The following is a 21,250-nucleotide window of genomic DNA, read 5'->3' as shown; positions in this document are numbered from 1 at the left end:
AAGAGATGGCAAGCGGACGCGAAATCAAAACCAAGATCAAGAGCGTGCAGAACACCCGCAAGGTGACGCGCGCCCTGGAAATGGTCTCGGCCTCCAAGATCCGCAAGGCGCAGGATCGGATGAAGACCTCGCGTCCGTACGCGCAGGCGATGAAGCAGGTGATCGGTCATCTGGCCCAGGCCAGCACCGACTACCAGCATCCGTTCCTGGTCGAGCGCGAGCAGGTCAAGCGGGTCGGTTTCATCGTGATCTCCTCCGATCGCGGCCTGGCCGGCGGCCTGAACAACAACCTGTTCCGCAAGATGCTGGGCGAAGCCAAGGCATGGCAGGACAAGGGTGCCGAAGTGGACCTGGTGACCATCGGCCAGAAGGCTTCGACCTTCTTCCGCCGCGTGAAGGTCAACATGGTCGGCAGCGTGACCCACATCGGCGACGTGCCGAAGCTGGAATCGCTGATCGGTGTGATCAAGGTCATGCTCGACGCCTTCACCGAAGGCAAGATCGACCGCGTGTACCTGGTGTACAACCGCTTCGTGAACACCATGGTGCAGAAGGCCAGCTTCGATCAGCTGCTGCCGCTGCCGCCGGCTGAGAAGCAGGTCGCTCACCACGACTGGGATTACCTGTACGAACCCGATGCCGCGACCGTGCTGGAGCACGTGATGACGCGTTACATCGAGTCGCTGGTGTACCAGGCACTGCTGGAAAACGTCGCCTCCGAGCATGCCGCACGCATGGTTGCGATGAAGGCGGCGAGCGACAACGCCAACAAGCTGATCGGCACCCTGCAGCTCGTCTACAACAAGGCGCGCCAGGCAGCGATCACCCAGGAAATCTCCGAAATCGTCGGCGGCGCGGCAGCAGTCTGACCGCGTTCGTTCAAAGCACACATTAGAGGATGCAGCAATGAGTCAGGGCAAGATCGTTCAGATCATCGGCGCGGTCGTCGACGTCGAATTCCCGCGTGAATCGGTGCCGAAGGTGTACGACGCACTGAAGGTGGAAAACACCGAGATCACCCTCGAAGTCCAGCAGCAGCTGGGTGACGGCGTGGTGCGTACCATCGCCCTCGGTTCCACCGACGGCCTGAAGCGCAACCTGGTTGCCGTCAACACCGGCCGTGGCATCTCGGTGCCGGTCGGTGCCGGCACCCTGGGCCGCATCATGGACGTGCTGGGCCGTCCGATCGACGAAGCCGGCCCGGTCGCTGCCAGCGACAACTGGGAAATCCACCGCGCTGCGCCGTCGTATGAAGACCAGTCCCCGGCCACCGAGCTGCTGGAAACCGGCATCAAGGTCATCGACCTGATGTGCCCGTTCGCCAAGGGCGGCAAGGTCGGCCTGTTCGGCGGCGCCGGCGTCGGCAAGACCGTCAACATGATGGAGCTGATCAACAACATCGCCAAGGCGCACAGCGGCCTGTCCGTGTTCGCCGGCGTGGGTGAGCGTACCCGTGAGGGCAACGACTTCTACCACGAAATGAAGGACTCCAACGTCCTGGACAAGGTGGCGATGGTGTACGGCCAGATGAACGAGCCGCCGGGCAACCGCCTGCGCGTCGCGCTGACCGGCCTGACCATGGCCGAGTACTTCCGCGACGAGAAGGACGAAAACGGCAAGGGCAAGGACGTCCTGCTGTTCGTCGACAACATCTACCGCTACACCCTGGCCGGTACCGAAGTGTCGGCACTGCTGGGCCGTATGCCGTCCGCGGTGGGTTACCAGCCGACCCTGGCCGAGGAAATGGGCGTCCTGCAGGAGCGCATCACCTCGACCAAGAACGGCTCGATCACCTCGATCCAGGCCGTCTACGTTCCCGCGGACGACCTGACCGACCCGTCGCCGGCGACCACCTTCGCCCACCTGGACTCGACCGTCACCCTGTCGCGTTCGATCGCCTCGCTGGGTATCTACCCGGCCGTCGATCCGCTGGACTCCACCAGCCGCCAGATGGATCCGCTGGTCATCGGCCACGAGCACTACGACACCGCCCAGCGCGTCCAGCAGACCCTGCAGAAGTACAAGGAACTGAAGGACATCATCGCGATCCTGGGCATGGACGAACTGTCCGAAGAGGACAAGCAGGCCGTGTCGCGCGCCCGTAAGATCGAGCGCTTCTTCAGCCAGCCGTTCCACGTGGCCGAAGTGTTCACCGGTTCGCCGGGCAAGTACGTGCCGCTGAAGGACACCATCCGTGGCTTCAAGGCCATCGTCGATGGCGAGTACGACCACCTGCCGGAGCAGGCGTTCTACATGGTCGGCGGCATCGAAGAAGCGGTCGAGAAGGCCAAGAAGATGGCCGAGAAGGCCTGATCCGGGACGGGCGGGAGCTATCCTGCCCGACCTGACGCCGGCGCCGGGCAACCGCCCGCGCCGGTGGACCCCCACGGTGGCATTGCGCCGCCGCGAACAGCGAAGAGATTTGCATGAGCACGATCCGTTGCGACATCGTCAGCGCCGAGCAGGAAATCTTCCGTGGCGAAGCGACCCTGGTCGTGGCCACCGGTGAGCTGGGCGAACTGGGCATCGCGCCCAAGCACGCGCCGCTGATCACCCGCCTGAAGCCGGGCAAGGTGGTGGTGACCACGCCGAATGGCGAGCAGCTGGATTTCGCCATCTCCGGCGGTATCCTGGAAGTGCAGCCGCAGGTGGTGACCGTGCTGGCCGACACCGCGATCCGCGCGCAGGACATCGACGAAGCCTCGGTCCGCAAGGCCAAGGAAGAAGCCGAACGCATCCTGGCCAACCGCGGCGAAGCGATGGAAGTGGCCGAAGCCCAGCAGAAGCTGGCCGAGGCCGTCGTCCAGCTGCAGGCACTGGAACGCCTGCGCAAGAATCTCAAGCACTGAGGTTCGCGCTGCACCCACGAGAACGCCGGCCCTGTGCCGGCGTTCTTGTTTGTGCTGGCGGGGCAGCGCCGACTGGGTAGAGTCGACTGTTAGTCGACTACCGCGCGCAGCGCGGGATTTCGCGGCCTGATGGAAGAGCAGTCGACTGACAGTCGACTCTACCGATGCCGATGCGGATGCCGATCCCGATCCCGATCCCGATCCGGCATCCCGGATCCCGCCCCGTCTCAGCGATACACCACGTAGCGCATCAACAGGAACGACACGCAGGCCAGCCCGCCTTCCACCAGCGGCTTGGCCAGCCACGTGTACTGCAGGCCCAACGCCTGGTCGACCAGGCTGACCAGCAGCGTGCTCGCTGCCGTCAGCAGCAGCCACAGCCCGAAGAAGCGTGCGAATCGCTTCCATCCCAGCTTGCGGGCACCGGCCTCGGCAAAGGTGTAGCGGCCGTTGAGCCAGAAGCCCAGCAGCATGCCGGCCAAGCGGCCGGTGATATTGGCCGGCGCGACCGGCATGCCCAGCGCGCTGGCGGCCACGAACACCAGCCAATCGACCAGCAGCTGCACGAGCCCGATGACGAGATAGGTGCTTCCCTGGCGGACGAGGCCCATCAGCGTGGTGAAGGAGGCGGGATGCCCATGTTAACGGCCCACGCTCTAGAATCATCTGCAACGAACCACGGACCGCCGTTTCCATGACCCAACCCCTGCACGTCATCATCCTCGCCGCTGGCGCGGGCAAGCGCATGAAGTCGGTGCTGCCGAAAGTGCTGCAGCCGATCGCCGGCCAGCCGATGCTGGCGCATGTGATCGATGTGGCCCGCGAGTTGCAGCCTACGGCGATCCACGTGGTCCATGGCCATGGTGGCGAGGCGGTGCGGCAGTATTTCGCCGACCAGCCCGACCTGCAGTGGGCCGAACAGGCGCAGCAGCTCGGCACCGGCCACGCCGTGGCGCAGGCGATGCCGCAGGTGCCCGATGCGGCGCAGGTGCTGGTGCTGTACGGCGATGTGCCGCTGATCCGTGCGCAGACCCTGCGCCACCTGCTGTCGGAGCCGGGGCGCCTGGCGGTGCTGGTGGCCGAGCTCGATGACCCGACCGGTTACGGCCGCGTGCTGCGCGATGCGGAGGGCAAGGTCGGCTCCATCGTCGAGCAGAAGGACGCCACTGACGACCAGCTGCGCGTGCGCACGATCAATACCGGCATCATCGCCGCCGAGTCGACCGCGCTGCGCCGCTGGCTGTCGCAGCTGTCCAACAGCAACGCCCAGGGCGAGTATTACCTCACTGACGTGTTCGCGTTCGCCGCGAACGAGTACACCCCGGCCGAGATGGCGCTGGTCGCCGATGCGCAGGAGGCCGAGGGGGCAAATGATCCCTGGCAGCTGTCGCAGCTGGAGCGCGCCTGGCAGCGCCGTGCGGTGCGTGCACTGTGCGCACAGGGCGCGCGCGTGCGCGACCCGGCACGCCTGGATATCCGTGGCACCGTCACCGTGGGCAGCGATGTGCTGATCGATGTCGACGTTGTCCTTGAAGGCAACATCGTGCTCGGTGACGGCGTCACCGTAGGCCCGTTCAACAGGCTGAAGGACGTCAACCTGGGGCCAGGCACCGAAGTGCGTGCGCACTGTGATCTGGACGGCGTGGTCACCGAAGGCGCTGCGCAGATTGGCCCGTTCGCACGGCTGCGCCCGGGCACCGTGCTGGCCGATGGCGTGCACGTCGGCAACTTCGTCGAGACCAAGAAGGTCACCCTCGGTGTGGGCAGCAAGGCCAACCACCTCACCTATCTGGGCGACGCGGTGATCGGCAGCAGGGTGAACATCGGTGCCGGCACCATCACCTGCAACTACGATGGCGTGAACAAGTCGACCACCACCATCGGCGACAACGCCTTCATCGGCTCCAACAGCTCGCTGGTGGCACCGATCACCATCGGCGAGGGCGCGACCATCGCTGCCGGGTCGGTCATCATCCGCACCGCGCCGGACGGCAAGCTGACGCTGGCACGTGCACGACAGGAAACCATCGATGGCTGGAAGCGCCCGGTCAAGAAGTCCTGAGCCACGAGTTCCGCGCACCGATGAGCTGGGTGTGCTGCCGGCGATCGAACAACGTGCCGGCGAACTGCTGAGGGGTCACGAGGCCTATCCGGTGTTTGCCAGCCACGGCCTGGACCTGCCGACGCTGCAGGAAGGCCTTGAGCGTGGGCAGCTGTGGGTGGTGGATGGCGCCGCCGGCGGTGTTGCCGGCTACCTGCTGGCCGGCGACCTGGCAGGCGAGTTCCATGTCCTGCAGATGGATGTGGATCCAGCGCACGCGCGTCGTGGCCATGGCCGTGCATTGCTGCGGCATGCCTTGGCGCAGGCCAGGGCCACCGGCTTTGCTGCAGCGGTGCTGACCACCTTGAGCGATGTGCCGTGGAATGCAGCCTTCTACGCCAGCGAAGGGTTCGAGGTAGTGCCCGAGGCGCAGTGGAGCGAGGGCCTGCGCGCGGTGATGGCCGAAGAGGCCGCGCTGGGATTTCCAATGCATCTGCGGGTGGCGATGCGGCAGGTCTGGTAGGTGCCGACCCTGGTCGGCACATCCACGCATGGCGTGGCTCTACTGGCAGACCGAGCCAAGTCGGCAACTCACCCCACCGGCAGCAGGATCGACACGCACAACCCGCCATCGCCACGATTCTGCAGTGACACACGCCCGCCGTGCGCCTCCACGATCTCGCGGGTCAACGCCAGCCCCAGCCCGGTGCCGTTGCGCTTGGTGGAATAGAACGGCATCAGCGCGTTCTGCAGCACCTGCTCGTTCATGCCCTTGCCACGGTCCAGCACATCCAGGCGCAGCCATTGCGGCAACCGCGTCAGCTGCACCTGCACGTCATCATTGGGCGGATCGGCTTCGGCGCCGGCCTCATGCGCGTTCTTCAACAGGTTCAACAACGCCTGCCCGAACTGCGCGATGTCGATGCGGCTGCTCAGTTCCTCGTCCGGCTCGCGCTCCATGGTGAACGGAATCTGCTGGCGCAGGCTGGACAGGAAGGGGGCCCAGTGCACGGTCTGCAACTGCGGCTGCGGCAGCTTGGCAAAACGCGCATAGCCGCGAATGAAACCTTCCAGATGGCGCGCCCGGTCTTCGATGGTGGTGAAGATCTCCGGCAGCCGATCGAAGCGCTCGCGCTGCACCAGCACGCCGCCGGAGTGTGCCAGCGAAGCGATCGGTGCCAGCGAGTTGTTCAGCTCATGGCTGATCACCCGGATCACCTTCTTCCACGTCTGCACTTCCTGGCGGCGCAGCTCGGCGGTGAGCAGGCGTACCAGCAACAGGTCGTGCGGACGGCCATTGAGGTGGAAAGAACGACGTGAGAGGTGATAGACCTGTTCGTCATCCTCGTCGCTGTCTTCGCCTTCCGCATGCACCGCGAACAGGCTGTCGCCGCCACGGGCGATGGCATCGCGCAGTTCCACCGGCACCTGTTCCAGCACGTCCTCCAGGCGCTGTCCTTCCAGCTTCCAGCCGCCATGCAGCAACTTGCGCGCGGCCAGGTTGGAGAACACCACGCGGGCGATGCCATCGCCGCCGGAGGCGATCAGCAGCATCGCCACCGGCGTGTTCTGCACCATTGTGTCCAGCAGCAGCTCGCGTTGCACCAGGCCCTGCCGCTGTGCACGCAGTACATCACCCAGTTCGCGGTGTGCCTGCACCAGGTCGCCGAGCTCGTCATTGCCGGGCCAGTGCACGCCGAAGTTGTATTCGCCGTCGCGATAGCTGCTGGTGGTGCCCGCCAGGGCCCGCATCAGTGACCGCACGGGGGCGGTGGCACGGCGCAGCGTCCACCACATCAGCGACAGCAGGATCAGTGCCGACACGGTGGTCACAACCCAGCCGTGGTCCATCCAGTACGCCAGCAGCCACGGCAACGCGGCGGCCAGCGCCAGCACCGGCAGCAGGCGCAGGAACAGACGGAAGGTGAACGAACGCCGCTTCATTCGCGTGGGATGCCGTGCCGGTCCATGCGCCGGTACAGCGCTTGGCGGCTCAGGCCGAGTTCGGCGGCGGCCTGGGCGATGATGCCGTGGTTGCGCGCCAGCACATCCTCGATGCGCGCACGGTCAGGATCATTGCCGGCACTGGGCGCCGGTCGCGAAGCAGGTGCGGCACGCGGCAGGTTCAGGTCGGCCACTTCGATGCGGTTGCCGGTCGCCAGCAGCTCGGCGCGCTGGATCACGTTGCGCAGTTCGCGCACGTTGCCGGGCCAGGGATGCCGTTGCAGGGCCGCGGTGGCGGCGCTGGACAGCGGCTTGCCGGCGGTCAGGAAGCGCTCGGCCAGCGGCACGATGTCGCCCGGGCGTTCGGCCAATGGTGGCAGTACCAGTTCCACCGTATTGAGGCGGTAGTACAGGTCTTCGCGGAAGGTGCCGTCGCGGATCATCGCCGGCAGGTCGGCATTGGTCGCACTGACCACGCGGACTTTGACCTGGCGCTCGCGATTGGAGCCAAGACGCTCGAAGCGGCCGGTTTCCAGCACACGCAGCAGCTTCATCTGCCCGCCCAGCGACAGGTTGCCGATCTCATCCAGGAACAGGGTGCCACCATCGGCGGCCTCGAACTTGCCTTCGCGTGCCTTGTTGGCGCCGGTGTACGCACCGGCCTCGGCACCGAACAGTTCGGCTTCGATCAGTTCCGACGGCAATGCGCCGCAGTTGACCGTGATGAACGGGCCCTTGGCCACCAGCGAGTTGGCCTGGATGATCTGCGCGATCTTCTCCTTGCCAGCACCGTTGGGACCGGTGATCAGCACCGGCAGTTCGGAGCGCGCGACCTGGCAGGCGAGCGCGATGACGCGCTCGCTGGCCGGATCTGCAAAGACCGCGCCACAGAGCTTGTACTTCTCTTCCAGCGCGTTGCGCTGCCGCAGCTCACGCGCGCGCCGCCGGTCCAGCTCGCGGCGTGCCTCGGACAGCTCGAGCAGGTTGTTGACCGTGGTCAGCAGCTTGCGGTCGTCCCAGGGCTTGGCCAGGTAGTCGGCGGCACCGGCCTTGACCAGGTCCACCGCGCTGCTCAGGTGGGTCCAGGCGGTGAGCAGGATCACCGGCAGGTCCGGGTGGCGCGCGCGGATCTGTGCGAACAGCGCTTCGCCCTCCTCGCCGGAGGTGGTGTCCTCGCTGAAATTCATGTCCTGGATCACCAGATCAACCGGCTGCGACTCGAGCAGGGCCAGCCCTTCGGCCGGGCTCTGCGCCTGCAGGGTGTCGATGTCATGCAGGGAGAACAGCACGTCCAGCGCGGTGCCCACGCTGGCGTTGTCGTCGATGATCAGGATCGAAGGCATCAAGCAGTTCTGCAGAAAGGGATGGGCGGCGCCGATGGAGCCGTGTTCGTATCCATACGCCGGGAGAGCCCGGCGCCACCCATCAAGCATAGCCAAAGCCGCGGCGACGAGGGCGGGCTGGTTTCAGCGCCGCGCTGGTGGCGGCGGTGGCGGCGGTGGCGGAGCGACCAGCGCCAGCCGCCACGAGGTGGCGTCCACCGGGACGGTGAGCTCGCGTTTGTCGCGGCGCAGCAACAGGTACGCAGTCGGGGCACTGGAATGCCGCAGCGCATCGGCAAGATGCTTGATGCGCCGCACAGCCGTATCGTCCAGGCGCAGGATGCGGTCGCCGCTGCGCACGCCGAAGCGGGCTTCCGGACGCGCGGCGTCCACCCGTACCTGGCCCTCGGTCGAGCGCAGCGCCAGGCGGGCATCATCCTGGCGCCATTCCAGCGTCTGCGAGCTGCCACCGCCGGCCAGCGCCGGCAGTGGCAGCATTGCCATCAACAGCATCCGGCAGGCACGCATCTCACGCGCCCCGCGTGGCAACTGCGGGCGGGACCGCTGCCGCGCGCCGGGCCGGCCCGAACACCGCGACCTGGCCCAGCACCCACAGCAGCAGCGCGCCCAGCGGCAGGTAGTACAGGGGCATGCGTGGCAGCTCGTACAGGTTCATCAGTGCCAGATTGATCGCGTAGGCCGCCAGCATGCCCAGCACGATGCCCAGCGAGGCCAGCAGGAAGTTCTCGGTCTGGAAGTAGCGCAGGATCTGCCCGCGGGTGGCACCGAGTGCGCGGCGAATGCCGATCTGCTTGCTGCGCTGCTGCACCCAGAAGCTGGCCAGGCCGATGATGCCCAGTGCGGTGACCACCAGCAGCGAGACGCTGACGGTGATCAGCAGGCCAACCATCGCGCGGTCGTTCTTGAAGAAGTCCTTGCGCTGGTCTTCATAGGTCAGCTTGTCGCGCATCAGCCGGTTGGGGTCGTTGCGCTCCAGTACAGCAGCCCCCGCATCAAGCACCTCCTGGCGGCGTTCCGGCGAAGTGCGCAGCACATAGGTGCCACCCTCGTCGAAGGTGCGCCGCATGGGCAGCAGCATGGAGTTCGTCCAGTTGTCATTCCAGCCATTGGGCGTGCTGAGCGTGTCGACGATGCCGACCACGTGCAGCGGCTGCTTGCCCATGTAGTAGGTCTTGCCCAGCGCGCTGCCGTTGGGTTCCATCTTGGCGGCGGTGGCCTGGGTGAGGATGACCGGGATGGCGTTTTCCTTGGCGCCCCCCTTGCTGGCGTCTTCGAAGTTCTGGTACTCGCCGGGCAGGAAATCGCGGCCGGCGATCAGGTTGATGCCCATCGTCGCCAGCCCGTTCTCGGACAGGGTGTACATCGAAGCGTTGGTGGTCGGCCGTTCCTGGTCGATCTCCCGCGAGATGCTGCTGCTGGACGAGCCGTTGCGGAAAGGCACCTGGTTGATGATGGTGACGTTGCTGACGCCGGGAAGCGCACGCAATGACGCCAGGTCCTCACGGGTGCGGGCCATGGCATCGGTCTGCTTGCCGATGCCGCTGACGCGGAGCATCACCAGTTCGTTCTCGGCGATGCCGCTGGGCATGCTGATCTTCTCCACGCGCTGGCTGACCAGGAACAGCGCGTTGCAGACGATGGCGCAGGTCAGTGCGACTTCCAGCACGATCAGGGCAGCGGCAGTCTTGTGCCGGCGCAGCGTGCTGAGGATGGGGCGGATGTCCATGGGAGTCCTCGTTCGATTGCTTACTGCGACTTGAGCTGGATGGCCGGAGTGACCTGCATGGCGCGCCAGGCAGGCAGGAAACCGGCGGCAAGGCTGGCGAACAGGGTCAGGCCCAGCGCGAGCAGCAGCATGTTGCCGTCCAAGTGGGCCAGCTTTGCGTACTCCACCGGTTGCTGGCGCACCGCGAACAGGCCGAGCAGGGCCAGGCCAATGCCCAGCACGCCCCCGACCACGCCGACCGCGCCGGCTTCCACCAGGCACTGCAGGAAGATCTGGCCACGGCTGGCACCGAGTGCGCGGCGCACGCCGATCTCTCCACTGCGGCGCAGGAACTTGGCCAGCAGCAGGCCCACCGTGTTGACCAGGCAGACACCCAGGAAACCCAGTGCCAGCCACAGCTGCAGGCGCACGTCGCTGGGCACCGCGCCGTTGAAGTCCAGCCATTCCATCACGGTGCGCAGGCGCACGTTCGGCGGGTGCTTGAAGCGGCCGGCCTGGCGCTGCTGGCTCGAATAGTTCTCCAGGTAGCGGCGGTAGTCGGCGGCCTTGGCCGGGTCCATCTCCACCCAGTACTGCAGCCACGCGCAGGGTGCGTTGAGCGAGTAGCTGTTGCCATCGGGATTCTCGCCGAAGCAGTTCATGTTGCCGTTGCTGCCCAGCTTCAGGTCGAACGAGGTGGAGATCGGCAGCAGCAGGTCTTCGTTCTTGCCGTAGCTGCCGGTGGTCAGGTCGTAGAAGTGCGGCTCCGGGCTCCATTCCTTCATCACGCCGACGATGCGGTAACTCTGGCCTTCCATGCGCAGGTCGCGGCCCACGCTGTTGGCGCCCTGGTACAGCTTGTCGTTGAGCGCCTTGGAGATGACCACCACGCGTGCGCGGCCTTCATCGTCCTCGCGCGTCCAGGGGCGGCCGTACTGCATCGGCACCTCGAACATCGGGAAGAAATCGGCCGAGGTCCAGCGGGTGTCGATGCTGAAGGGCTTGAGGGTGCTGTTGTCCGGTTCGATGGTGCCGCCGCCGCCGCTCATCAGCGCCTGGCGCTCGCCCTTGGCCTCGCGCAGCAGCGCTTCACCGTCGAAGCGGGTCAGCTGGGTTTCCGGTTCCTCCCCGGCGACATAGGCGCCGGTCGCGGCATCGAGCTGCACGTAGAACAGCCGGTCGCTCTTGCCGGGAATCGGGTCACCGGACAGCACATGGAACACGGTCAGGGTGGTCATCGAGGCACCGATGCCGAGGGCGATGGCCACCACCATCAGCGCGGTCAGGACCTTGTTGCGGCGGAAGCTGCGCACCGCCAGTCGGGCGTAGTAGGCGAACATGGCCGGCCCCTCACTCGTTGACGGCGACGATGTGGCGCGGGGGGGGGGCCAGCACCGGTTCGCGCACCAGGTCGGTGACCTGGCCATCGACGATGTGCACGTTGCGCTGCGCACGCGCGGCCAGTTCCGGATCATGGGTGACCATCACGATGGTGGTGCCGGCGGCATTGATCTCCTCCAGCAGTTCCATCACGCCGCGCGCCATCTGCGTATCCAGGTTGCCGGTCGGTTCGTCGGCCAGCAGCAGGCGAGGGCTGCCGGCCAGGGCGCGTGCGATGGCCGCGCGCTGCTGCTGGCCGCCGGACAGCTCATTCGGGTAGTGCTTCATGCGCGAACCCAGGCCGACCTGGGTCAGCGCCTTCTCGATGCGCTCGCGGCGCTCGTTGGCGCTCATCTTCCGATAGCGCAACGGTACGTCGACGTTGTCGAACAGATTCAGATCGGGAATCAGGTTGAAGCCCTGGAAGATGAAGCCGATCTTCTGGTTGCGCAGGCGGCTGCGTGCGTCGTCGCCCAGCGTGCTCACATCCTGCCCGTCCAGCAGGTAGGTACCACTGGTGAAGGTTTCCAGCAGGCCGGCGATGTTGAGGAAGGTGGTCTTGCCGGAGCCTGACGGGCCGGTGACCGCGACGAACTCACCTTCCTTGACCTGCAGTTCCAGTGAGCGCAGTGCGTGGGTTTCCACCTGTTCGGTGCGGAAGACCTTGGCGACCGAACGCATTTCGAGCATGTACATGGGGTGTCCTCTCTCCAGGATTCAGGGTTCAGGTATCAGTTGACGGAGACGCGTTCGGCGTCCTTGAACAGGTCGCTGCCGGAGACCACGATGCGGTCGCCTGGCTGCACACCGGACTTGATTTCCACTTCGCCCAGGCTGCTGACGCCCAGTTCGACCGGACGGCGCACGGCGGTGCGGCCATCCATCACGTAGGCCACGCCGTTGCCCTGTTCGACGAACGGACCGCGCTCGACCTTCAGCACGTTCTTGCGGGTATCGAGCAGCACGCGCACCGACATCCGCTGGCTCTGGCGCAGGCCTTCCGGCTGCGCGCTGGCGAAGCGCACGCGGGCATTGACCTCGCCATTGACCACTTCCGGCGACACCGCGCTGATCTCACCCGGGAACGGCTGGCCATTGCCGCCGGTCAGCTGGGCCGGCATGCCGATCGCCAGGTCGCGGGCGAAGCTTTCCGGCACCTTGATCTCGACCTCGAACTTGGACAGGTCGACTACGCCCAGCACCGGCGCGTTGGCGGCCAGGTTGGTGGACTGCACGGCCTGCACCTGGCCAACCTGGCCATCGAAGGGCGCGCGCAGCGTCAGCGCATCGACCTGGCGCTGCACTTCGGCCACCACTGCTTTCTGGCGGTCGGCCAGCAGGCGCTTGTTGCGGGCATCCAGGTCGGCGCCCTGGCTCTGCAGGCGCGCATCGGTGGTGGCGTTGGCCAGGGCGATGTCGGCTTTCTTCAGCGAATCCTTGGCCTTGGCCAGGTCGATCTGCGGTACCGCGCCGCCGTCGTAGCCGCGCTGGTAGCGCTGCAGGTCACGGTCGGCGGCCTGACGCTCGATGGTGGCCTGGTCGGTTTCCTTGCGGGACTTGGCGCGGGCCAGGGTCGCGTCCAGCGCGGCGCGGCTGGCCTCGGCTTCCAGCCCGGCCAGCGTTGCCTGTTCCTGGGCCAGCTTGCTGCGCAGTTCCGGGCTGTCGATGATCGCCAGCTCCTGGCCCTTCTTGACCACGTCACCGGCGACCACCTTCAGGTCCACGGTACCGGCCGAGATGGCATACAGGATCGGGCTGTTGGCGGCGATCACGCGGCCGTCGGCGGCGATGTCGCGCACCAGGTCGCCGCGCTTCACTTCGGCGATGCGCACGCGGCTGCTGTCGAAGGAGCGGCTGGCATTGGACCAGGCATGTACCGCCCAGCCGATGCCGGCCAGCAGCGCGATGGCACCCAGCGCCGGCCAGCGATAGCGGTGCCAGGCCACGCGGGAGGTGCCGGCCGGGGCGGTGGAAACGATCTGGTCCTGTGCGGAGGTGTCGCGGATCATCGGATGCGTGCCTGACGGTGGTAACCAGTACCAAGCAGGTTGCGTGCCAACCTTATTTCCTTTTGGTTCAACAGGTTGGATGAGGAGGCGAAGTGTCCGGGTGTCCGCGGACACCTTTCCGGACACTTTCATTAAGCGGACAGGAGGGCGACGCCGGACGCGCGGGCTAGAATGCGCCGATCGTCTTCAAGGAAACGCGTGACATGTGTGGAATCGTGGGTGCGATCGCTGATCGCGACGTGGTGCCGGTACTGATCGAGGGGCTGAAGCGTCTTGAATACCGTGGTTACGATTCCTCGGGTATTGCGGTAGTCGACCAGGGTGAGCGCCGCGATGTACGCCGCGTGCGTCGTACCGGTCGTGTGTCGGAAATGGCCACCGCGGCCGAGGCAGAGGGCTTCAATGCGGTGCTGGGCATCGGCCACACCCGCTGGGCCACCCACGGTGGTGTCACCGAGGCCAACGCGCATCCGCATATCAGCCATGGCGTGGCGCTGGTGCACAACGGCATCATCGAGAACCATGAGGAGCAGCGCGAGAAGCTGCGTGCGCTGGGCTACACCTTCGAGTCGCAGACCGATACCGAAGTCATCGCCCACCTCATCCACCATCACCTGAAGGACGGCGATGACCTGCTGGTGGCGCTGCAGCACACGGTGAAAGAGCTGACCGGTGCCTATGCGCTGGCCGTGGTCAGCCGCGCCGAGCCGGAGCGCTTCGTCTGCGCGCGCATGGGCTGCCCGCTGCTGATCGGCCTGGGCGAGGGCGAGAATTTCGTCGCCTCCGACGTCTCGGCGGTGATCTCGGCCACCCGCAAGGTGATCTTCCTGGAAGAGGGCGACACCGCCGAGATCCGTCGCGATGGCGTGCGCATCTTCGACGAGCATGACCAGCCGGTCGAGCGCGACGTGCATCTGTCCGATGTGTCGCTGGCCTCGCTGGAGCTGGGTCCGTACCGCCACTTCATGCAGAAGGAAATCCACGAACAGCCGCGTGCGCTGGGCGACACCATCGAAGCGGCGATCGACGCCGGTGGCTTCCCGGCCGAGCTGTTCGGCAAGAACGCCGAGGCGGTGCTGTCGGGCATCGAAGGCGTGCAGATCATCGCCTGCGGCACCAGCTACTACGCAGGCCTGACCGCGCGCTACTGGATCGAGGCCATCGCCGGCCTGCCGTGCAGCGTGGAGATTGCCAGCGAGTACCGCTACCGCGCCGCTTATGCGAACCCGAAGCATCTGGTCGTGACCATTTCCCAGTCCGGCGAAACGCTGGATACGATGGAGGCACTGAAGTACGCCAAGGCGCTTGGCCACAAGCACACGCTGTCGATCTGCAACGTGCCGGAAAGCGCGATTCCGCGCGCCAGCGAGCTGGTCTGCTACACCCGTGCCGGCGCCGAGATCGGCGTGGCTTCGACCAAGGCCTTTACCACCCAGCTGGCCGCGCTGTTCCAGTTGACCGTGGTGCTGGGCAAGCTGCATGGCCGCATCGACGCGGCGCAGGAAGCGGATTACCTGGAGCAGCTGCGCTTCCTGCCGGGCAGCGTGCAGCACGCGCTGAACCTGGAACCGCAGATCGCGGCGTGGGCCGAACGCTTTGCGCGCAAGTCCAATGCGCTGTTCCTGGGCCGTGGCCTGCATTACCCGATCGCGCTGGAGGGCGCGCTCAAGCTCAAGGAGATTTCCTACATCCACGCCGAGGCCTACCCGGCAGGTGAGCTGAAGCATGGTCCGCTGGCGCTGGTGGACGAGGATATGCCGGTGGTGGTGATCGCCCCCAACGACAGCCTGCTGGAAAAGGTGAAGTCGAACATGCAGGAAGTGCGCGCGCGTGGCGGCGAGCTGTTCGTGTTCGCCGACCAGGACAGCAACTTCAACGCGTCCGAAGGCGTGCACGTGATTCGCACCCCGCGCCACGCCGGCGTGCTCAGCCCGATCGTGCACACCATCCCGGTGCAGCTGCTGGCCTACCACACTGCGCTGGCACGCGGCACCGACGTGGACAAGCCGCGCAACCTGGCCAAGAGCGTGACGGTGGAGTAATACCCATCGCTCCGGTTGGATGCTGCAAGCGAAGGGGCCCCGCGTGGGCCCTTTCGTTTGGCCGGACAGTGCGAAGTGGGATTGCCGCCGGGTGTTCTGTCCGCTGTCGGCAGCGGGCAATCAATCTTTAATGCGCAACTGCGCTTGTATTCAGCGGCGGTTTCAGCCGCGGTGCCATTCTCTGGATCGTCAGCTGGTTCCCATGACGAACTGTCCTATCGATGCCGGTAGTGACCGATGGTCGCAGTCGTAGAATCGATTTGACCGAGGTCCGGGTTGAGCGGTTGAACCCCCACCTCGTTCGCGTTGCAGCACGTCGTCTGCCGATGCCTCCCATGCGGCAGACGGGTGCGCCAGACGTGCGCTGAAAGGTCTGTTCCCGGGGAGGGGGCGTATCGGAAGAGCACACTTTTTTGACTTCAGTGACCTGCACCAGGAAACAAGAATGAACGTCCGCGAACTCCTGCAATCCAAGAAAGAAGCTGTCATCACCATCGATGCCGAAGACACCATCGGTGCCGCCGCCCACAAGATGAGCGCGAACAGGATCGCTGCGCTGGTGGTGATGAAGGACGATGCCCCGGTCGGCATCATCTCCGAGAAGGACATCGTGCGCACCCTGGCCGATGATGGCCCGCAGGCCGGCCGCCGGGTGATTTCCAGCCTGCCGTCCACGGGCCTGGAGGGCATTGCGCCGGACGCCACGCTGAAGCAGGCCATGTCGCTGATGACATACTCGCGTCGCCGTCACCTGATGGTGACCGACGGCAACCAGCTGGTCGGCATCCTCAGCCTGGGCGATATCGTGAAGAACCTGCTGGGCGAGCTGGAACTGGAAAAGGCCGTGCTGCAGGACATCTACATGGCCGCCCACTGAGGGCTGCAGCGCTGGAAACAGAGAAGCCGGGCATTGCCCGGCTTCTTCGTTCACGGCGTCGGTGAAGTCAGAACGTCACCTTCACCGAGTCGGCACTGTAGTTCGCCGGGCCGTGGTAGACCACTTCGATGTTGTTGCCATCGGGGTCGAGCACGAAGGCGCCGTAGTAGCCCGGGTGGTAGGGGCGCTCGCCCGGTGCGCCGTTGTCTGTGCCACCGGCGGCGATGGCAGCGGTGTGGAAGGCATCGACCGTGGCGCTGTCGCGGGCCTGGAAGGCGAGATGATGGCGGCCGGTCAGCTGGCCGGCGGCGGCACGGCTGCTGGCGCTGGAAATGAACAGCTCGTCGGCCCAGAAGAAGTCCGGCCCTTCGCCGCCGAGTGGGATGCCGATCGTATCGAACACTGCCTGGTAGAAGCGGCGGCTGGCGGCCAGGTCGCGCACCACCAGCTGGATGTGGTCGATCAGGCGGCCACGGTGCAGTTCCATCGTTTCCATACGAACCTCTTCAAAAAGGGGACGGAGTCGGTAGCGCCGGGCCGTGCCCGGCGAGCGCGCAGCGCGGCCTGCTCAAGGCCGCCGGGCATGGCCCGGCGCTACCGGAATTGTGCCCCTTTCCGGGTCAGACGTTGGCGATGATCTCGACCCAGTAGCCGTCCGGGTCCTTGATGAAGGCCAGGTTCTTCATGCGGCCGTCGGTCAGCCGCTTCTGGAAGGTTACCCCGAGGTCCTCGAAGCGCTGGCAGGCCGCCTCGATGTCCGGCACCGACACGCAGATGTGGCCGAAGCCGCGCGGGTCGCTGTTGCCGTCGTGGTAGACCGCGCCGTCCTGGGTTTCGGTGCCGTGGTTGTGGGTCAGTTCCAGCACGCCCGGCAGGCCGGCCATCCACAGGCGGCGCTGGCTGTCGTCTTCCGGTACCACCACGCCGGCCGGGAGGTAGGCCAGGAAGTACAGGCTGAACTGGGCCTCGGGGAAGTCGCGCTTGTCGATCAGCTGGTAGCCGAGCACGCGGGTGTAGAAGTCCAGCGAGGCGGTGATGTCCTTCACCCGCAGCATGGTGTGGTTGAACACGAAGCCGGTGGTTTCGGCCGGGGCCTGGGCGGCGACGCCGGGGACATCGCGCAGGGCGGGAATGGTCATGGGGGGAGGTCCTTCAGACAGGGCCGTTGCCGGCCGGATGGGGGCATTCTACCGGCCAGCACCTGACGGTACCGCGACGTACAATGGCCGGATCGCACCGTTCCGTCCTGACAACGATTGCCCGCCATGTCGCAGCGTGAATGGGTGGCCGCCGCCATCCGCAAGATTGAAGCCGATTTCAACCGCTCCGCCGATACCCACCTGATCCCGCTGGCGCTGCCCGGGTTCGAGGGCATCGATGTGTACCTGAAGGATGAGTCGAGCCATCCCACCGGCAGCCTCAAGCACCGGCTGGCGCGCTCGCTGTTCCTGTATGCGCTGGCCAATGGCTGGCTGCGCGAAGGGCGACCGGTGATCGAAGCGTCCAGCGGCTCGACGGCGGTGTCCGAAGCCTATTTCGCGCGCCTGCTCGGCCTGCCGTTCATTGCGGTGATCCCGGCCACCACCTCGCCTGAAAAGATCGCCGCGATCGAGTTCCAAGGCGGCCGCTGCCACCTGGTCGAACGCGCCTGCGACCTCAACTGTGATTCGGAAAAGCTGGCCCGTGAAACCGGTGGCCACTTCATGGACCAGTTCACCTACGCTGAGCGCGCGACCGACTGGCGTGCCAACAACAACATCGCCGAGTCCATCTTCAAGCAGATGGCCGAAGAGCCCAGCCCGGTTCCGGAATGGATCGTGTGCAGCCCCGGCACCGGCGGCACCGCCGCCACCCTGGGCCGCTATGTCAGCTACCGCCGCCACGACACCCGCATCCTGTGTGCGGACCCGGAAGTGTCGGTGTTCTTCGACGGCTACCGGGCCGCCGTGGCCGGTGAACAGGACTGGCGCGACCTGACCTGCAGTGGTGGTTCGCGCGTGGAAGGCATCGGCCGGCCACGGGTGGAGCCGAGCTTCATCCCGACCAGCGTCGATGCGATGGTCAAGGTACCCGACGCGCTGAGCCTGGCTGCGATGCGCCATGTCAGCCGCCAGCTCGGCCGACGCGTCGGTGGCTCCACCGGCACCAACTTCATCGGCGTGCTGCAGGCGGCGCAGTGGATGCGCGAGGCGGGCCACCAGGGCAGCATCGTCAGCATCCTGTGCGACAGCGGCGAGCGCTATGCGCAGAGCTACTACGATCCGGCGTGGTACGCGCGCCAGGGCATTGATGTCGACGGCGCCGACGCACAGCTGGCCGCTGCGGTGGCCGGGCAGGGACTGCCCGAATTGCCGTGGTGCAGCCTGGAAGCGTTGTAGGACGGCCGACGTTGTCGCCGGGCCATGTCGGCATCCGCGACGGTGTCTCAGTAACCCGCTGCGGTGAAGGCGTCGAGTACCGCGTCGCGCAGTGCATCGGGCAAGGCCTCGATGTCCATCGCGCGGTCATCCAGGTGCAGGGTGGGATCCAGGATGCTGGCGCGGCCCTGGGCCAATGCCTGCAACCACAGCAGCACGCAGATCACGAACTCGCGCTCATGGCCCAGCTGCAGCTGGCTGGCGCCGCGCTCGACCACTTCGAACGGGTACCACTCCTGGCTTTCATTGAACGTGCCGCCCTGCTGCAGCACCGCCTGCAACTGCTGCAGGTGGCGCGGGGCGTCGTCGCCGGCATCGCACAGCGCGGCGATCCAGGCCAGTTCGGCCGCGCTGGCAGACAGTGCCAGCGACCGCGCCGGTGAGGCGGATGCAACTGCAGCCAGACCTTCCATGTGGGGCCTCGTTCGGTACGTGCCGCTGCGGACTCCCCCGCATCCAGAGCTTCGGGGGGCGCGCGTAAGGCCGATGTGAATGCCGTGCCCCCTTGTCAGCCGCGCCCGGCAGCGCCATATCTGGAGGGCTGCCCGGGTGCCGGGCCCGTATCCTGGAGATCTGCCGTGACCGTTGCCAACCCCCTGCTCGATTTTTCCGGCCTGCCGCGCTTCGAGGCGATCCGCCCCGAGCACGTCGCGCCGGCGCTGGATGTGCTGCTGGCCGAGGCCGAAGCCGCCGTCAGCGCGGCCGAGCAGGTGCAGCCGGTGCGTTGGGAGACCTTCGTCACCCCGTTGGACGACGCGACCGAGCGACTGTGGCGCGCCTGGGGCCTGGTCGGCCACCTGCAGGGCGTGGTCAACACCCCGGAACTGCGCGAGGCCTACAACAGCAACCTGCCGCGGGTGACCCGCTTCGCCAGTGCGCTGGGGCAGAACCTGGCGCTGTATCGGCAGTACCAGGCGCTGGCCGCCAGCCCGGAGGCGGCGCATTTCGATGAAGCCCAGCGCAAGGTGCTGGACAACACCCTGCGCGACTTCCGCCTGGGCGGCGCCGAGCTGGCGCCCGAGGCCCAGCAGCGTTTTGCTGCGATCAAGGAAGAACTGTCGGCGCTGTCGGCGAAGTTCTCGCAGAACGTGCTCGACGCTACCGATGCCTGGTCGCTGATCATCGAAGACGAAGCGCGGCTGAAGGGCCTGCCGGAAGACGTGAAGGCCACCGCGCATGCCGCAGCACGAAAGGACGGCAAGGCCGGCTGGAAACTGACCCTGCAGATGCCGTGCTACCTGCCAGTGCAGACCTGGGGCGAGGACCGCGACCTGCGCGAGATCCTGTACCGCGCCAGCGCCCAGCGTGCGTCCGAATTCGGCGATGACGCACTGGACAACAGCGGCAACATCGACCGCATCCTGGCCCTGCGCGCCGAACTGGCTGCGTTGCTCGGCTTCGATTCGTACGGCCATTACTCGGTGGCGACCAAGATGGCGCAGGACCCGGCCGAAGTGCTCGGTTTCCTGCGTGACCTGGCCTCGCGCGCCAAACCGTTCGCGGCCAAGGACCGTGCCGAGCTGGAGCAGTTCGCGCGCGAGCAACTGGGTATCGAGCAGCTGCAGGCCTGGGACCTGGCGTTCGCCGCCGATCGCCTGAAGCAGGCGCGTTACAGCTATTCCGAGCAGGAGGTGAAGCAGTATTTCACCGAGCCGAAGGTACTGGGCGGCCTGTTCTCGGTGATCGAGCAGCTGTACGGCCTGCGCGTGCAGGAGGACAGCGCGCCGGTCTGGCACGAAGACGTGCGCTTCTTCCGCCTGGTCGATGCGCAGGGTGCGCTGGTCGGCCAGTTCTACCTGGACCTGTACGCACGCGAGGGCAAGCGCGGCGGGGCGTGGATGGATGATTGCCGCAACCGTCGCGTGCGCGCCGACCGCAGCGTGCAGACGCCGCTGGTCTACCTGGTGTGCAACTTCGGCCGGGGTGCCAACGGCAAGCCGGCCACCTTCAGCCACAACGAAGTGACCACGCTGTTCCATGAGATGGGCCACGGACTGCACCAGCTGCTGACCCGCATCGGCGAACTGGGCGTGGCCGGCATCAACGGCGTGGAATGGGATGCGGTTGAGCTGCCCAGCCAGTTCATGGAGAACTTCTGCTGGGAATGGGACCACCTGCAGGCGATGACCGCGCACGTGGACAGTGGCGAGCCGCTGCCGCGCACGCTGTACGAGCGCATGCTGGCCGCGCGCAACTTCCACAGCGGCATGGCCACCGTCCGCCAGCTGGAGTTCGGCCTGTTCGACATGCTGCTGCACAGCCAGTTCGAGCCAGCGCAGGACAGCGTGCTGGCGCTGCTCGACCGCGTGCGCGCGGAAGTGGCGGTGAACCACCCGCCGGCCTGGAACCGCTTCCCGCACCAGTTCAGCCACATCTTTGCGGGCGGTTACGCCGCGGGCTACTACAGCTACAAGTGGGCCGAGGTGCTCAGCGCCGACGCCTATGCCGCGTTCGAGGAAGCGCCACAGGCGCTGGCGGAAACCGGTGCACGCTTCCGTGATGAGATCCTGTCGCGCGGTGGCAGCCGCCCGGCGGCGGAGAACTTCAGGGCTTTCCGCGGCCGTGCACCGCAGATCGACGCGCTGCTGCGTCACTCGGGCATGGCGTAAGGCGTCGGGTAGGTGCCAACCTTGGTTGGCACTT

Annotated in this window: 20 protein-coding genes; 9 read left to right on the top strand and 11 right to left on the bottom strand. The window is 66.3% G+C overall.

All coding sequences use genetic code 11. The features are described from left to right. The first annotated feature begins 5 nt into the window (after nt 1–5). From atpG to AC5P6A_RS12595, 3 genes are all read left to right on the top strand, one after another. Nucleotides 6–869, top strand: a complete 864-nt coding sequence (gene atpG / locus AC5P6A_RS12605; protein WP_005411129.1) for a F0F1 ATP synthase subunit gamma — start codon at nt 6–8, stop codon at nt 867–869. A gap of 37 nt (nt 870–906) precedes the next feature. After that, the gene (gene atpD, locus AC5P6A_RS12600) at nt 907–2,313 is read left to right on the top strand and encodes a F0F1 ATP synthase subunit beta (RefSeq protein WP_005419510.1); all 1,407 of its coding nucleotides are present in this window, start codon (nt 907–909) and stop codon (nt 2,311–2,313) included. A gap of 113 nt (nt 2,314–2,426) precedes the next feature. Then, a complete protein-coding gene (locus tag AC5P6A_RS12595; protein ID WP_005419509.1) occupies nt 2,427–2,849 on the top strand; it encodes a F0F1 ATP synthase subunit epsilon in 423 nt (140 codons plus the stop codon). A 227-nt stretch (nt 2,850–3,076) separates the two neighbouring features. Here the strand turns inward: AC5P6A_RS12595 and AC5P6A_RS12590 are convergent, their stop codons facing one another. Continuing rightward, nucleotides 3,077–3,460 (bottom strand): GtrA family protein, encoded by a 384-nt coding sequence (locus AC5P6A_RS12590; RefSeq protein ID WP_019660729.1) that lies wholly within the window; start codon nt 3,458–3,460, stop codon nt 3,077–3,079. An 83-nt stretch (nt 3,461–3,543) separates the two neighbouring features. Here AC5P6A_RS12590 and glmU point away from each other — a divergent pair, with 83 nt between their 5' ends. Beyond that, entirely contained in the window at nt 3,544–4,911 is a 1,368-nt protein-coding gene (gene glmU, locus AC5P6A_RS12585; RefSeq protein ID WP_346715118.1) for a bifunctional UDP-N-acetylglucosamine diphosphorylase/glucosamine-1-phosphate N-acetyltransferase GlmU, read from the top strand. Next, nucleotides 4,880–5,413, top strand: coding sequence for a GNAT family N-acetyltransferase (locus tag AC5P6A_RS12580; RefSeq protein WP_053497585.1), 534 nt, complete (start codon nt 4,880–4,882; stop codon nt 5,411–5,413). The genes glmU and AC5P6A_RS12580 overlap by 32 nt, the downstream gene beginning before the upstream one ends. Before the next feature lie 68 nt (nt 5,414–5,481). Here the strand turns inward: AC5P6A_RS12580 and AC5P6A_RS12575 are convergent, their stop codons facing one another. The 7 genes from AC5P6A_RS12575 to AC5P6A_RS12545 form a co-directional block, all read right to left on the bottom strand. Then, nucleotides 5,482–6,834, bottom strand: a complete 1,353-nt coding sequence (locus tag AC5P6A_RS12575) for a sensor histidine kinase (protein WP_019660726.1) — start codon at nt 6,832–6,834, stop codon at nt 5,482–5,484. Continuing rightward, on the bottom strand, nt 6,831–8,177 hold the full coding sequence (locus AC5P6A_RS12570) for a sigma-54-dependent transcriptional regulator (protein ID WP_346715117.1): 1,347 nt from the start codon (nt 8,175–8,177) through the stop codon (nt 6,831–6,833). Before AC5P6A_RS12570 ends, AC5P6A_RS12575 begins: the two co-directional genes overlap by 4 nt. 123 nt (nt 8,178–8,300) lie before the next feature. Then, nucleotides 8,301–8,669 carry a PDZ domain-containing protein gene (locus AC5P6A_RS12565; RefSeq protein WP_346715135.1) on the bottom strand — a complete coding sequence of 123 codons (369 nt, stop codon included), beginning with the start codon at nt 8,667–8,669 and terminating at the stop codon, nt 8,301–8,303. A 16-nt stretch (nt 8,670–8,685) separates the two neighbouring features. Next, nucleotides 8,686–9,903: an ABC transporter permease gene (locus AC5P6A_RS12560; protein WP_019660723.1), complete on the bottom strand. Its 1,218-nt coding sequence runs from the start codon at nt 9,901–9,903 to the stop codon at nt 8,686–8,688. Between the two features lie 20 nt (nt 9,904–9,923). Continuing rightward, complete coding sequence (locus AC5P6A_RS12555; protein ID WP_005419489.1) at nt 9,924–11,222, bottom strand: ABC transporter permease; 1,299 nt, start codon at nt 11,220–11,222, stop codon at nt 9,924–9,926. Between the two features lie 10 nt (nt 11,223–11,232). Further along, nucleotides 11,233–11,958, bottom strand: a complete 726-nt coding sequence (locus tag AC5P6A_RS12550; protein ID WP_332329003.1) for an ABC transporter ATP-binding protein — start codon at nt 11,956–11,958, stop codon at nt 11,233–11,235. Between the two features lie 35 nt (nt 11,959–11,993). Continuing rightward, a complete protein-coding gene (locus AC5P6A_RS12545; protein WP_346715115.1) occupies nt 11,994–13,271 on the bottom strand; it encodes an efflux RND transporter periplasmic adaptor subunit in 1,278 nt (425 codons plus the stop codon). 203 nt (nt 13,272–13,474) lie between these two features. Between AC5P6A_RS12545 and glmS the strand changes: the two genes are divergently transcribed. Beyond that, nucleotides 13,475–15,313 carry a glutamine--fructose-6-phosphate transaminase (isomerizing) gene (gene glmS, locus AC5P6A_RS12540; protein WP_019660720.1) on the top strand — a complete coding sequence of 613 codons (1,839 nt, stop codon included), beginning with the start codon at nt 13,475–13,477 and terminating at the stop codon, nt 15,311–15,313. Between the two features lie 445 nt (nt 15,314–15,758). Beyond that, nucleotides 15,759–16,190 (top strand): CBS domain-containing protein, encoded by a 432-nt coding sequence (locus tag AC5P6A_RS12535; RefSeq protein WP_014648481.1) that lies wholly within the window; start codon nt 15,759–15,761, stop codon nt 16,188–16,190. 67 nt (nt 16,191–16,257) lie between these two features. Here the strand turns inward: AC5P6A_RS12535 and AC5P6A_RS12530 are convergent, their stop codons facing one another. Then, nucleotides 16,258–16,686 (bottom strand): VOC family protein, encoded by a 429-nt coding sequence (locus AC5P6A_RS12530; protein ID WP_019660719.1) that lies wholly within the window; start codon nt 16,684–16,686, stop codon nt 16,258–16,260. A gap of 124 nt (nt 16,687–16,810) precedes the next feature. Beyond that, nucleotides 16,811–17,329: a lactoylglutathione lyase gene (gene gloA, locus AC5P6A_RS12525; protein WP_019660718.1), complete on the bottom strand. Its 519-nt coding sequence runs from the start codon at nt 17,327–17,329 to the stop codon at nt 16,811–16,813. A 126-nt stretch (nt 17,330–17,455) separates the two neighbouring features. On the opposite strand from gloA, the gene AC5P6A_RS12520 reads away from it, so the two are divergent. Beyond that, nucleotides 17,456–18,568: a PLP-dependent cysteine synthase family protein gene (locus AC5P6A_RS12520; protein WP_019660717.1), complete on the top strand. Its 1,113-nt coding sequence runs from the start codon at nt 17,456–17,458 to the stop codon at nt 18,566–18,568. A gap of 47 nt (nt 18,569–18,615) precedes the next feature. Here AC5P6A_RS12520 and AC5P6A_RS12515 read toward each other — a convergent pair whose 3' ends face one another. Continuing rightward, on the bottom strand, nt 18,616–19,020 hold the full coding sequence (locus AC5P6A_RS12515; protein ID WP_005419475.1) for a hypothetical protein: 405 nt from the start codon (nt 19,018–19,020) through the stop codon (nt 18,616–18,618). A 165-nt stretch (nt 19,021–19,185) separates the two neighbouring features. On the opposite strand from AC5P6A_RS12515, the gene AC5P6A_RS12510 reads away from it, so the two are divergent. Next, complete coding sequence (locus AC5P6A_RS12510; protein ID WP_346715114.1) at nt 19,186–21,216, top strand: M3 family metallopeptidase; 2,031 nt, start codon at nt 19,186–19,188, stop codon at nt 21,214–21,216. The last annotated feature ends 34 nt before the right edge of the window (nt 21,217–21,250 follow it).

The organism is Stenotrophomonas sp. YJH_SMC_20 (genome assembly GCF_059367845.1).
Note: the sequence above shows the minus strand (reverse complement) of the source record. Positions and strands in the feature narration are given on the sequence as shown.

Bases quoted from the DNA above. Each gene is read 5' to 3' on its own strand.
- AC5P6A_RS12570 (WP_346715117.1), bottom strand. From the start codon at position 8,177: ATGCCTTCGATCCTGATCATCGACGACAACGCCAGCGTGGGCACCGCG.
- atpD (WP_005419510.1), top strand. From the start codon at position 907: ATGAGTCAGGGCAAGATCGTTCAGATCATCGGCGCGGTCGTCGACGTC.
- AC5P6A_RS12530 (WP_019660719.1), bottom strand. From the start codon at position 16,686: ATGGAAACGATGGAACTGCACCGTGGCCGCCTGATCGACCACATCCAG.
- AC5P6A_RS12590 (WP_019660729.1), bottom strand. From the start codon at position 3,460: ATGGGCCTCGTCCGCCAGGGAAGCACCTATCTCGTCATCGGGCTCGTG.
- AC5P6A_RS12575 (WP_019660726.1), bottom strand. From the start codon at position 6,834: ATGAAGCGGCGTTCGTTCACCTTCCGTCTGTTCCTGCGCCTGCTGCCG.
- AC5P6A_RS12520 (WP_019660717.1), top strand. From the start codon at position 17,456: ATGTCGCAGCGTGAATGGGTGGCCGCCGCCATCCGCAAGATTGAAGCC.
- AC5P6A_RS12565 (WP_346715135.1), bottom strand. From the start codon at position 8,669: ATGCTGTTGATGGCAATGCTGCCACTGCCGGCGCTGGCCGGCGGTGGC.
- AC5P6A_RS12545 (WP_346715115.1), bottom strand. From the start codon at position 13,271: ATGATCCGCGACACCTCCGCACAGGACCAGATCGTTTCCACCGCCCCG.
- glmU (WP_346715118.1), top strand. From the start codon at position 3,544: ATGACCCAACCCCTGCACGTCATCATCCTCGCCGCTGGCGCGGGCAAG.
- AC5P6A_RS12580 (WP_053497585.1), top strand. From the start codon at position 4,880: ATGGCTGGAAGCGCCCGGTCAAGAAGTCCTGAGCCACGAGTTCCGCGC.
- gloA (WP_019660718.1), bottom strand. From the start codon at position 17,329: ATGACCATTCCCGCCCTGCGCGATGTCCCCGGCGTCGCCGCCCAGGCC.
- AC5P6A_RS12555 (WP_005419489.1), bottom strand. From the start codon at position 11,222: ATGTTCGCCTACTACGCCCGACTGGCGGTGCGCAGCTTCCGCCGCAAC.
- AC5P6A_RS12515 (WP_005419475.1), bottom strand. From the start codon at position 19,020: ATGGAAGGTCTGGCTGCAGTTGCATCCGCCTCACCGGCGCGGTCGCTG.
- AC5P6A_RS12595 (WP_005419509.1), top strand. From the start codon at position 2,427: ATGAGCACGATCCGTTGCGACATCGTCAGCGCCGAGCAGGAAATCTTC.
- atpG (WP_005411129.1), top strand. From the start codon at position 6: ATGGCAAGCGGACGCGAAATCAAAACCAAGATCAAGAGCGTGCAGAAC.
- AC5P6A_RS12560 (WP_019660723.1), bottom strand. From the start codon at position 9,903: ATGGACATCCGCCCCATCCTCAGCACGCTGCGCCGGCACAAGACTGCC.
- glmS (WP_019660720.1), top strand. From the start codon at position 13,475: ATGTGTGGAATCGTGGGTGCGATCGCTGATCGCGACGTGGTGCCGGTA.
- AC5P6A_RS12550 (WP_332329003.1), bottom strand. From the start codon at position 11,958: ATGTACATGCTCGAAATGCGTTCGGTCGCCAAGGTCTTCCGCACCGAA.
- AC5P6A_RS12535 (WP_014648481.1), top strand. From the start codon at position 15,759: ATGAACGTCCGCGAACTCCTGCAATCCAAGAAAGAAGCTGTCATCACC.